Origin of the sequence: Paenibacillus sp. cl123, assembly GCF_900101595.1 — a bacterium.
Classification (GTDB): domain Bacteria; phylum Bacillota; class Bacilli; order Paenibacillales; family NBRC-103111; genus Paenibacillus_G.
In genome coordinates this window covers 103,223-114,233 of the sequence record NZ_FMYY01000022.1, presented here as the reverse complement: position 1 = coordinate 114,233, position 11,011 = coordinate 103,223, and the positions used below count along the sequence as shown (strand labels likewise).

Annotated in this window: 5 protein-coding genes; 2 read left to right on the top strand and 3 right to left on the bottom strand. The window is 57.9% G+C overall.

Annotated elements, in window-relative coordinates:
* Positions 1-74: 74 nt before the first annotated feature.
* Positions 75-1,295, top strand: a complete 1,221-nt coding sequence (locus BLR08_RS24950; protein ID WP_072327300.1) for an IS256 family transposase — start codon at positions 75-77, stop codon at positions 1,293-1,295.
* A 581-nt stretch (positions 1,296-1,876) separates the two neighbouring features.
* Here the strand turns inward: BLR08_RS24950 and BLR08_RS24940 are convergent.
* From BLR08_RS24940 to BLR08_RS24930, 3 genes are all read right to left on the bottom strand, one after another.
* Entirely contained in the window at positions 1,877-2,098 is a 222-nt protein-coding gene (locus BLR08_RS24940) for a hypothetical protein (protein ID WP_256257642.1), read from the bottom strand.
* 335 nt (positions 2,099-2,433) lie between these two features.
* Positions 2,434-8,811: a phosphodiester glycosidase family protein gene (locus BLR08_RS24935; RefSeq protein WP_072330951.1), complete on the bottom strand. Its 6,378-nt coding sequence runs from the start codon at positions 8,809-8,811 to the stop codon at positions 2,434-2,436.
* Between the two features lie 376 nt (positions 8,812-9,187).
* On the bottom strand, positions 9,188-9,742 hold the full coding sequence (locus BLR08_RS24930; RefSeq protein ID WP_072330953.1) for a hypothetical protein: 555 nt from the start codon (positions 9,740-9,742) through the stop codon (positions 9,188-9,190).
* Between the two features lie 234 nt (positions 9,743-9,976).
* Between BLR08_RS24930 and BLR08_RS24925 the strand changes: the two genes are divergently transcribed.
* On the top strand, positions 9,977-10,867 hold the full coding sequence (locus BLR08_RS24925) for a methyltransferase domain-containing protein (protein WP_072330955.1): 891 nt from the start codon (positions 9,977-9,979) through the stop codon (positions 10,865-10,867).
* Positions 10,868-11,011: the final 144 nt, after the last annotated feature.

Genomic DNA, 11,011 nt, shown 5'->3' with positions numbered 1-11,011 from the left:
GAGTCTGTAAAATCTTTTGTGTAAACTCCAAAACCAATTTACTATGAAAGTAGACGAAAGGTTGGGGAGTACACATGGGATTGTGGACGAAAGAGCAACTGCGGACATTCATCAAGGAAAACAAGTTGGTAACGGCACAGGATGCGCAGAACGCGCTGAAAGACCTGTTTGCCGAGACGATCCAGGAGATGCTGGAGGCCGAGATGGATACGCATCTCGGCTACGAGAAACATGAGACGAGAGCCAAGGCCACGCCTAACAGCCGTAACGGCAAGAGCAAGAAAACGGTTATGAGCGAATACGGCGAGCAGGAGATCTTGGTTCCGCGCGACCGGTTGAGTGAGTTTGAGCCGCTGGTGGTCAAGAAGCACCAATCGAACGTGACGGGCATCGAAGACCAGATCGTAGCCCTGTACGCCAAAGGCGTGAGTACCCGTGAAATTCAGGATCATCTGCAGAATCTGTACGGGATCGAAGTGTCGCCGACGCTCATTTCCAATGTCACGAATAAGCTGTTGCCGCTTATCAAGGAATGGCAGAACCGGCCGCTGCAAGGCGTCTACGCGGTCGTCTATCTCGATGCCATCCACTTTAAGGTCAAGCAGGACGGGGCCATCGTGAACAAGGCGGCGTACATGGCCATTGGCATCGATTTGGACGGGAACAAGGACGTGCTGGGCATGTGGATCGGCGAGAATGAGTCGGCCAAGTTCTGGCTGAGCGTGCTGAACGAGCTCAAGAATCGCGGCGTACAGGATATTCTCATTGCCTGTGTGGACAACCTCACCGGCTTCTCCCAGGCGATTTCTGCCTGCTACCCGAATACGGAGATCCAGAAGTGCATCATCCACCAGATCCGCAACTCGACCCGATATGTGTCGTACAAGGATCTCAAGAAAGTAACGGCTGACCTAAAGCCGATCTACAAGGCCGCCACGGAAGAGCTTGCGCTTCTAGAGCTTGATCGATTTGAGGAAACATGGGGGACCAAGTATCCGCTCATCGTCCGTTCGTGGCGAAACAACTGGGAGGAAATCGCCACCTTCTTCAAGTATCCGCCGGAGATCCGCAAGCTCATCTATACGACGAATATGATCGAGAGTTACCATCGGCAGCTTCGCAAAGTCACCAAGGGCAAGAGCATTTTCCCGACGGATGATGCCCTTCTCAAAATGCTCTACCTGGCGACCATGGACGTTGTCCGCAAGTGGACAGGCCGGATCCAGAACTGGGGCCAAATCCTCCTCCAGCTCTCCGTCTTCTTCCCTGATCGCATCGGGCAGCATCTACGTTAAGGCTTCACTGTTGGTGGGTTTACACAAAATTCTTGACAGACCCAAGCTGTCCGGTCAGTGAAATTTACCAAAGCCGGTCCTCTTAAAACATCGCCAACATTTCTCCGGGTTGTACCCCTTCCACCACCCGGCATCCGTCTTTTCCAGCCAGAGCAACATTCGGAGCAGGATCATTTTTCCATACTGGATGGGCCCATTAGACAAAAATCCCCTGATCGTCCAAGCGCCAGCCGCAACCCGCTCGACATCCTTCAGCATCCCGATTCAATCTGGCCAAATTTGCAGATTATTTAGTTGGAGCAACGTTTCTCCTGGAAGATGACCCTTAAGAGGCTGCTGCTTACTTATGCCAAGCTCCGTGTTTAGCCTCTAACGGTCAGCGTAGCCTGCAAACTGCAACTAGCAACAAGCATATGATAATTAGAAAGCGATGCTTGATAAACTACGCAACTCTTAAAAAAATAGGCTTCTCACCAAGTTCGATCTGAACTCGTGAGAAGCCTATTTTTTATTCATGTGGCCAAATGACGTTTTCTAACTTGAACTCCTCAAATTAATACTTTTCTTGTTTGGCCACAAATTTAACGGCAGCACGATTTAATGTCAGTCGGTAAGTTAAGCTCACTCATTGCTTCCTCCCAAGACATAAATCCGCTCTCGCTGTTTAATTGGCGCTCTTCTGCTTCGCTCAACGGTGCAGCATCCGGCTCCAATTTCGCAATATCATCCCAATCAGGTTGATTCTGTTTTGTGGATAGGTATGGCATAAAATCTAATGCCGATTGTTGTGCCGACTCGGTCAATTGATTCCCTCCACCGGCCCGCCCGGAAAGAAAGCGTTCCGCTTTTGGATGTCTGGGCATAGGTATGCGGTAAGATGAGATAAGCCGCAACAGTTTCGAACTAAGCCTTCTGAACTGAAAAATAGTCTTCTCACAAAGTTCAGTCCGAACTCGTGAGAAGCCTATTTTTACTATGTGCTCAAACGGCTATGTGCTTAAACGGCGCTCCTCCACGGACAAAAGCCCCCTTGACGCCACAGGTCTTCCAGACTCGTATTGCACATGCCGCCCATTCCTCCGAGCCTACGCCAATCAATCAACCAACTTGCAGTAGTTACTCCAAAGTCGAAGCCCTCCTACCTGGATAGCCTAGCCTTCAGGTTGTACACAGCTTGGGCGCTCTCCGCTCTTGTCACGGCATCGAGCGGATGGAACTGCTCCGCCGCGCGGCCGCTCACCAGATCAAGCCCATAGGCGTCCGCTACCGCCTGCTTCGCCCAACCCGGAGCCGCTTCCAGATCCACGAATCCGGCTGCAACAGCCGGCTGTTTCTCTGGCTGCTTGCCCGTCTGGAGCACGTAAGCCCGCACCAGCATAGCGGCCATCTCCTGACGCTTCACGGCAGCGTCGGGTGCAAATTGTCCGCCGCCGATCCCCTCGACAAGTCCGGCTTGAGCGGCCGCTCCAACTTCAGCCGCATACCACGCATCGTCTGCTACGTCGGCGAACGAAGCGGCCGAACCGCCTTCAAGCCCCAGCAAGCGCACCAGCATGGCAGCGAATTGCGCCCGGGTTACCTGCTGTTCAGGGGCAAAGGCAGCGCCCCCCACTCCATCGACGAGATGCTGGGCCGCCAGCTCGCGCATCACAGGGAAGGCCCAGTGATCCGAAGCGAGGTCGGCAAACGTCTTGCGATATTCTAACACGGCATATTTGCTGAAATGGCTGATATCCGCCGTCAGCCCGCCGTCCTTCCAGGTTCCGCCCACATACTCCAGCTTGCCGTTATCGGCAATAAAATAGATGCCGGCAAGCTTGCGGTCCGTGCCAGAGTCCGCCTTCAGCGTCAGGCGAATCGGCTGCTCGAACCGGGTCAGGCTGGCCGTCCGCCCATCCTTGGTCATAATCGACAAACGGAACTCCAGTACTTCTCCCGCCGCCTTAAGTTCGGCTTCAGACATCTGCTCCGCCTGAGCGAGCAGCTTCCGTACCGCATCCCCGGCCACGCCGGCAGCTTCCAATTGAATCCGGCTGTCCGCATCCTGTCCGGCAGGCAACAGCTTGCTCACAGCCAGCAGCACCTCCGCCGGCAAGGTCATCGACAGTCCGTCAGCGGTGATTTGCACCGGCTTGCCTTCCAGCATATCCGCTGCCGTCCCCGGGAGCGTAAGCCCCTCGAAGCTGCCGGACAGACGAATTTCGACGCCGCGATCAGTCATCATACTGCTCAACTGCTCCGCGGTCAATTCGACCGGACCAGGCTGAGATTCCGTACGATCAGGAGCCGGCGCGAACGGCGCAGATCCGCCTGTTCCCGGCTCCGGATCAGATCCGGAATCGGAAGCGCGAACCACCTTCACCGTGAACGGACTGCTTAGGCCTTCATACACCGCGCGGATGACAGAAATGCCTTCCGTGAGCGCCGTTACCTTTCCGGTCAGGCTGACCGAAGCGACCGTCATGCTGGAGCTGTCGAACACAACTCCCTCGCTGAGGCCCGCCCGGCTGCCATCCGCGTAAACTCCCGTCACAGACGCCTGAGCAGACTTGCCGACCTCGAGCGTTCCCGGCAGACCGCTCAGCTCGATGCGCTCCAGCTTATTCTCAGGCTCAGGCTCCTTGGCGATGACCGTCAGCCGGTAGTCAGCCCGCAGACTCGCATACACGGCCGAGATGACCGTCTCCCCCGGGCTCAGCGCCGTTACCACGCCTTGGCCGTCCACTACGGCAACAGCCGGGACGGAGCTGGCAAAAACGACGCCCTCGGTCAGCCGGGTCCGTTTCCCTTCATAGACCGCTTCGGCTACCGCCATATCCTGTCCGCCGGCAACAAGCTCGCCTTTACCCAGCAATTCCAGCTTGGTGCCCTCGGAGAAAGGCAGGACCGTAATCGCACTGTCGGCATATACGCCGCTTGCGACTGCCGTTGCCCGCACGGTCGCGCGGCCTTCGGCATGAGCCAACACCCGGCCGTCCTCCGATACCGAGACGATAGCGCCCGGAGCAGAATCATAGACGGACCAGGTCACCTGCTTGTTCGAAGCATTTTCCGGCAGCACCGTCGCCTGCAGCTTCAAGCTTTCCCCAACTGCCAGCGAAACGGCCTCCCGGTCCAGCAAGACCGTTTCCGGAAGCTGCGGCCGCTGCTTCACCAGCGTAAATTCATCGACCACCCGTCCCTCGACCGTCTTGGCCACGTAGCTCAAGCTGCCGCCTTTCATCTCAATGGCCGCATACATCTGCGTCTGCTCCTCATCGAGTTTGGCCAGCGGCCAGGAGCGCTCGGTGTACGAATAAAACTTCGGCCCGGTCGAGCCGGCGATGGCATAAGTCGTGCCTTGGCCCGCAGGAACCTCCTGTCCCCCGCGCAGCGGCACGGTCCGCAAGTAAATATGATCATGCCCGTTCAGCACGAGATCGACGCCGAATTCATCCAGCACCGGCACCCAATGCTGCCTGACGACCTCCGTATCGTAAATGCTGCCGTACGGACCGCGATGGAAAGCGACCACCTTCCACGTCTTATCCGTTGCGGCCAAATCCTCCCGCAGCCACGCCGCCTGCTGCTCATAATCCTGCTCGCTGTTCAGCACAACGAAATGCATATCCTTGTAGTCGAAAGAAAAGCTCGTGCCCTGAAGCGACGGAAGCCCGTTGCCCGGCTGATTGAAATGCGCCTGGAAATCGCTATTGCCGCTCGCGGTGCTGTACTCGTGATTGCCGATAACGGCAACCAGCGTCGTTTGCAGCAGCTGCTCCTGCGCTTGGCCGAACCACATATTCCATTCATTTTCCTTATACCCGCTGTCCACCATATCTCCCGCATGCAGCATAAACTCGGCATCGGGATGCTCGGCGGCCGCCTTCTTCACGGTATTCCCCCACAGCTTGTAGCCATTCAGATCGGAAGCCTGGGAATCGGCGAAATACAGAAACTTCAGCGAGTCCTCTTCTCCTGTCCCCGGCGCGGGTGCCGACACAGGTGCCGATATAGGCGCTGTCTGGAACATGCCCTGCGGGCTGTCATTTCCCGCCCCGTCGCCTACCCGGTACACATACCGCTCTCCCGGCTCGAGATCAGTCGCCGCTGCCCGGTGTACCCTTACCGTGCCAAGATCGTAGGTGTTGTAGAGCTTGCTGTCCCCCGTATACTTCCGTACATTCGCTTGATCGAAGCCGGCAAATTCCGACTGCTTGACGATCTCCACCACGGTTTGATCCGTGCCAGGATGCGTGTGCCAGTTGAACGAGCGGGAACGAGCCGGGTCAGCCCCCATCTGAACCGCAATATTGTTCGGCACCGACGAACCGGCGAGCGGGGATACCTTGAACACCATCACCGGACTGAAGCCGCCGTCCTTGGATGCCTGAAGCTTATACTCCTTCACGCTCGCGGTCAGCGATGAAGTTACAAGCTGACCGTCAGCCCCCGTTACTCCGAGGTCCGCTCCGTCCGCAACGATGCGCGCCCCCTCCACAGGCCGCCCGCCTTCATCGCTGACGCGCAGCGCAGTGGGATAGCCTTGCGCTCTGCCGTCTTCATCCCAGCCAAGCTGCAGTCCGTAAGCAATATCGGCATTCAGCGGCAAGCCGAAAAACGGGAAGCTCATATCGCCCGTGTGGGTGAAGGAAATGGCGCCCGACCGGAACGCGATCTGATGCGCGCCGACCGCATCCTGCTTGATCCGGTAGCGGATTTGTCCGAGCAGGTCCGCATCCGTCAGTCCGGACGCGTCAAGCCCGGTCCAGGCAAGCCGCACGATGCCCTTGGCCGCGTCTGTAATCGGCTGCCATTGGCTGTCCTGAAGCTTGGAGCCTTTCACCGCCTCCAGCACTTCCACCTTAGCCGGATCAAAACCGAGCTCAAGCTGCGCTCCGCGAATGCCGGCCGCTTTGAACCCCTTCACGTCCAGCGTGTACGTCCCGCCCGCGTACATGCGCTGCGGCGTATCATAGACAAGCTTCGAAGAACCCGTATCGACATGGAATGTCCACTCCCGGGTCGTCACATTGCCGGACATATCCTTGATGCGGACCTTGGCCTGATGCACGCCGTCCGCCAGCGGAACCCCCGGCTTGTACGTAATTTCACCCTTGGGCGGGTACAGCGCATGCTGCACTGGAACGCCGTCCAGATGCACGCGGATTTGCTCCGGATCGATCAGCGTCGTCCCCGGATGCGTGGCCGGATCGTAGCCGTCATCCTCTCCAATCGCCTGGATGACAGGCGTATTCGTGCGCACCGTCGCTCCCTCCGCCGGAGACACAATTTTCAGCACCGGCGGCTTCATATCGTCCTTGGCCGGACCGTACAGGGCGCTAATCTGGTCCACATAGAGCACGCCCGCATCCTTCTTGGCGGCGCTCGTCTCCATATAGCGCACCGGCATATCCATCGTCAGCGGCAGCTCCCTGCCTTTCGGAACGACAGCCTCAAGATATTTCCAGCCGACAAAATCAATCCCGGTCGTCTGATCGACGAAATCGAGCGGAATGACCCCCTTCTTGTCGCGAAGCTGGGCTCTCAGCCAATGCTTGCGGCCGTCTCCGTACACCCACATGCTGATCTTCTCCGGATAACCCGGAAGAACGATGGCGTCTCCCAGCGTCTTCGTCTTCAGGTACGCCCCGGATGTGCTCGGCTGGCCGGTAAAATCGTACTCCAGCTTCAGCGCCTGCTTGCCGAACCGGACAAACTCCTCATCCGTCTCCACGCTGACCTTGCTGAGTACGACCCGGTCTCCGGCCGACGCCAGGTACCGGTCCAAGCCTCCCTCGAAATCCTCCAATATAACGGGCGGCAGTCCCACATTCACTTCCATCGACGTCTCTACATCACCGTAGCGGACGAAAATTTTTCCCGATTTCTCCGTTTCCGTCGTTGCCGTAAATGTGCCCGAACCGTCGATGGTGCCGATCGGTCCTTCCACCCTCCACGCCAGCCGGGCATTGTCCGCCTGCACGACTTGTCCGCGCCGAAGAGCGGTCACCTCCATAATCGTCGACTGCCCGGAAGCGATTGTTTTCACCGCGTCCGGAAAACGCAGCTCCGTCAGCTCATCCACAACCTCCACTTGCGCTTTCCCCGTCAAATGGCCTGCCGTTACCGTCAGCTCCCCTACGCCTGCAGACATGCCGGCGGTCAGCTTGCCCTGTGCATCCACCTGGCCCAAGGCGGCATCGAGCTGCCAGACGAGCGCTCCGTCGAAGGAAGCCGGGTGGCCGGCGGCATCCACAGCCGCGGCCCGCAAGCTGATGGACGAGCCGGTCAGCACCCGCTCAAGATTCGGCCGGACGACCAGCTTCTCCGCAGGACCGGCCGGAGCCTTATTGACCAGCAGCACGCCGTTGGCCGTACTCCGCTCGCCGCCGTCGGAGCCGCGATTCAGCATCTTGAAGGTGGATTCTCCTGGCAGCCTGGCGATGAACGTCGAGGAGCCGCCTCCGTCAAGATTCATCGCATTGACGACTCCCTGCTCGCGCATCATCGCGGCCAGCTCGGCGGTTTCTACCCCTTCGCTGAAGCCCGGGGCCCGTCCGTCCACTTCGAACAGCACGACGGAACCGTCGGCCTTGGCTCCGATCGCCGTGCGGGGATGAACTCCCTCCGGTCCTACATTCGTCTGGACAACGCCGTCCTTCACAAGCATGCCCGCGCCCCCGATAGCTGTCTTCACTTGATCCCATGGGCTTTCCAGCTCGTAGCGGGCCGTTACTTCATCGCCGATCTGCAGCGGCTTCAGCGCCTCGCGGTATTTGCCCGAAGCGGACAGAACGACCTGCCCCGTCTTGAGCGGCGTGTCGCCATGGTTCTGGAGGATCTCGGCGACTTTCAGGCGCTGCGTTTGTCCGCTTTTTACTTCCCCTTCGACGATATCGAGCACCACTTCATCGCCCAGCTCATTCGTCTTGGTCGAGGTATGAAAGTCGGCGCTGTACAGCACGAGCTCCTCGGCCCCGCGCAAACGGTTGATATGCGTAAGGTTCTCCGTTTTCCCTCCTATGGTCACCGTCTTGGTCAGCTTCGGACTCGGTCCGAACAGACTCGCTCCGTCAGCCGTAATCCCATAAGCGTAACGGCCAGATGTGGGGCTGCTTAAGATCGTGCCCTCGCCCATAAACAAGCCGTGCTGCACGCCATTGGCCAAATCATAGAAATCGGCATTGATGCCGGCGATGACCCGGTTGCCTTGGCGGTCGGCTTCGGCCGCCATTTTGGTTAAAGGCTGCATGCCGTATACTTTGCCGAACGTCTTGGCCGGCTGCAGCTCCAGACTGGCATTTTTCGGATCGAACTCCACCATATGTACTTTCTCGGCTCCCCGGTCCAGCTTCATATCCAGCCAGCGGTAGACAGCCCCCGGCGCAAGCTCCATTTCCCGGGTGTCCACCACTACTTGTCCCGCTGCGGCTGACGCCGCTTCCGACGCCCAGACGTGGCCGGACGGCATAATGAGAGATGCAATTAACGTCCATGATACTAATAATGCCTTTTTACCGGCTAACCCTCTCAATGCACGAATACCTCCTTCAGATGAATAGCAGGATAAACAGCTCTCCAAATGACAATCTTAACGAGGTTTTGTTAAATAAAGCGGCATTTCTTCTCAAGATTGTGTTAAGGCACGCCACGATTCGGCATGGGTTCCAGCATTTCCCTCCCTTCCTACCGCCATCATACTTTAAAATTAAATTTCAGTAAATAATAAAAATTAGAAACTAAATTTCAAAAATTGTCGAATGCACTCCCGCTCAAGTTCAACTCCCGTCTGAATCCCCCGGCTCCTGAACTACGACAAAGAACCTTCAAGCCCGCAAAAAAGCGGTTTCGAAGGTTCTTCTTCCGTTCATCGGCCGGCATGAAAGCCGCCTGCTTTATAACCCGGCCGGTCAGCCTGCCGCATATAGATGCATGCGCTTAATATACTCGCTCGCCATCGTATGAATAGCGGCGACCGCTTCCTCGATCGGAGCCTGCGATGACAGCCGTTCCCGGATCTCGCCGATCCAATGTCTGCAAAGGTCCGCCCCCGCCTCATGCACCCGGCTGTAGTCGTCCAGATAGCCGGGGACAAGGAAGCAATCGATCGAATTCATCGCATAAAGGAAACGCTCGTCCCGGTTCTCCTCCTCGGTCCATGCCTTTAACCGGTCGTACAGCTCGCTGAGTCCGATCAGCCCGAGCCGGTAGCAGCGGCGCGCCCACTCATAGCTTTCCTCATCCAGCAGCCCGTGCTCATACCGCTTCTTGTTCGTTTCGTCAAGCAAATAGAGGGCTCCGCCCCACTCCGCCGTGAATTTCATCCAGAATCCGGCAGCTTCCTCGTCGATCTCCAGCCTCAGCCGCTCCTCGAACACAATGTCGGGACTTTCATCCAGCAGCCTGCGCGCTTCCTCCCGGTCGGCCGTGCCTGCAGCGGAGTTATTGGTGATTTCATTATTCATGTCTGCTGTCTCTCCTCTTGTCTTTCATAACTGTTCAGCTTGCTTGACTTTCTCATACCTTCATCTTACCATCATCCGGACGAGAAGATAACCTCCCGGGCGGAGTCCTTCGCCGCGAAGACCCCTTCTTGATGAAAATCGTTTCCTCCGATCCCCCGGACAACCGCACAGACCAGCCCCCCGCGCTGCCATACTATATAGCACAGACATCCGCTTCCGGGAGGTGATACCCCAATGAAACTGGATATCGGCTGCGGCGCGCGCAAACAGCCGGGCTTCTTCGGCCTCGACAAGCAGGGCGGCCCCGGGGTAGACCTCGTATGCGATCTCAATGACGGAATTCCTTTGCCGGACAACTCAGTCGAGCTGGTCATGGCCAGCCGCAGCCTGCCTTATGTCGACAACCTGCAGACCGTCCTGAAGGAAATCGCGCGCATCTGCGTACACAAGGCCGTCATCTGTATTCTCGCGCCGTACGCCCATCATTTCCGCCATATGTCCAATCCGTATATCAAGCAAAAATTTGATGAATACACCCCCCGGTACTTGACGGGCAGAGAGCGCTTCTTCCAGCCTCCGCATACGGCGGTCAGTCCGCTTGTCATCGACTACGACGACTTCGACATCCCCTACGATTTCCGCCTGCTGCGTATGGAGCTGCTGTACGACTCGCTTTACCGTTCTCCCTTGTACGAGCCGGAAGAGCTCAGCATGCTGAAGGAGCTGCAGGTCAATGTCGTCCATGAGATTATGTATCATCTGGTCGTGATTAAAAAGGACATCTCCGAAGCCGAACTCCTGTGGATGTCCAGACAGCGCTATCCGGAGCCTCATGGGCTGAGGGAATACAGGCAGCAGTCGCCGGAAGAAGGCGTTGCCGCCCTGGCGGCGGATGACAAGCAAGCAAAGCAAAGCCCGCATTCCGGTCAGCTTGTCGCCAGTCACCTTCCTCTGCAGCGGCATCAGGCTGCAGCCGCAGCGGATGCTGCCTTTGCTCCCGGCTCCCCTGAGCTTGCCGGCCAAGCGTCTCCTGACGCCACATCTGCGAGAAACGCCGGCAAACAGGCCCAAGCATCCAGACGCAAGCTGCGGCGGCAGACCCACGCCGGTCCGCGCCAGCGCTAGCCGGCGCCTCCGCCGTTATGCGGGCTGAGCAAGACTCTGCAGTGTCTGCCGGCCTTGACCGGCAAGAGCCGCGAGGCTCCCGGACCGAGCCGGCCCGCGCCGGCGCTATCCGCGCAAAATCTGGCAGCTATCCCCGGATTCCTC

Bases quoted from the DNA above. Each gene is read 5' to 3' on its own strand.
- BLR08_RS24950 (WP_072327300.1), top strand. From the start codon at position 75: ATGGGATTGTGGACGAAAGAGCAACTGCGGACATTCATCAAGGAAAAC.
- BLR08_RS24930 (WP_072330953.1), bottom strand. From the start codon at position 9,742: ATGAATAATGAAATCACCAATAACTCCGCTGCAGGCACGGCCGACCGG.
- BLR08_RS24925 (WP_072330955.1), top strand. From the start codon at position 9,977: ATGAAACTGGATATCGGCTGCGGCGCGCGCAAACAGCCGGGCTTCTTC.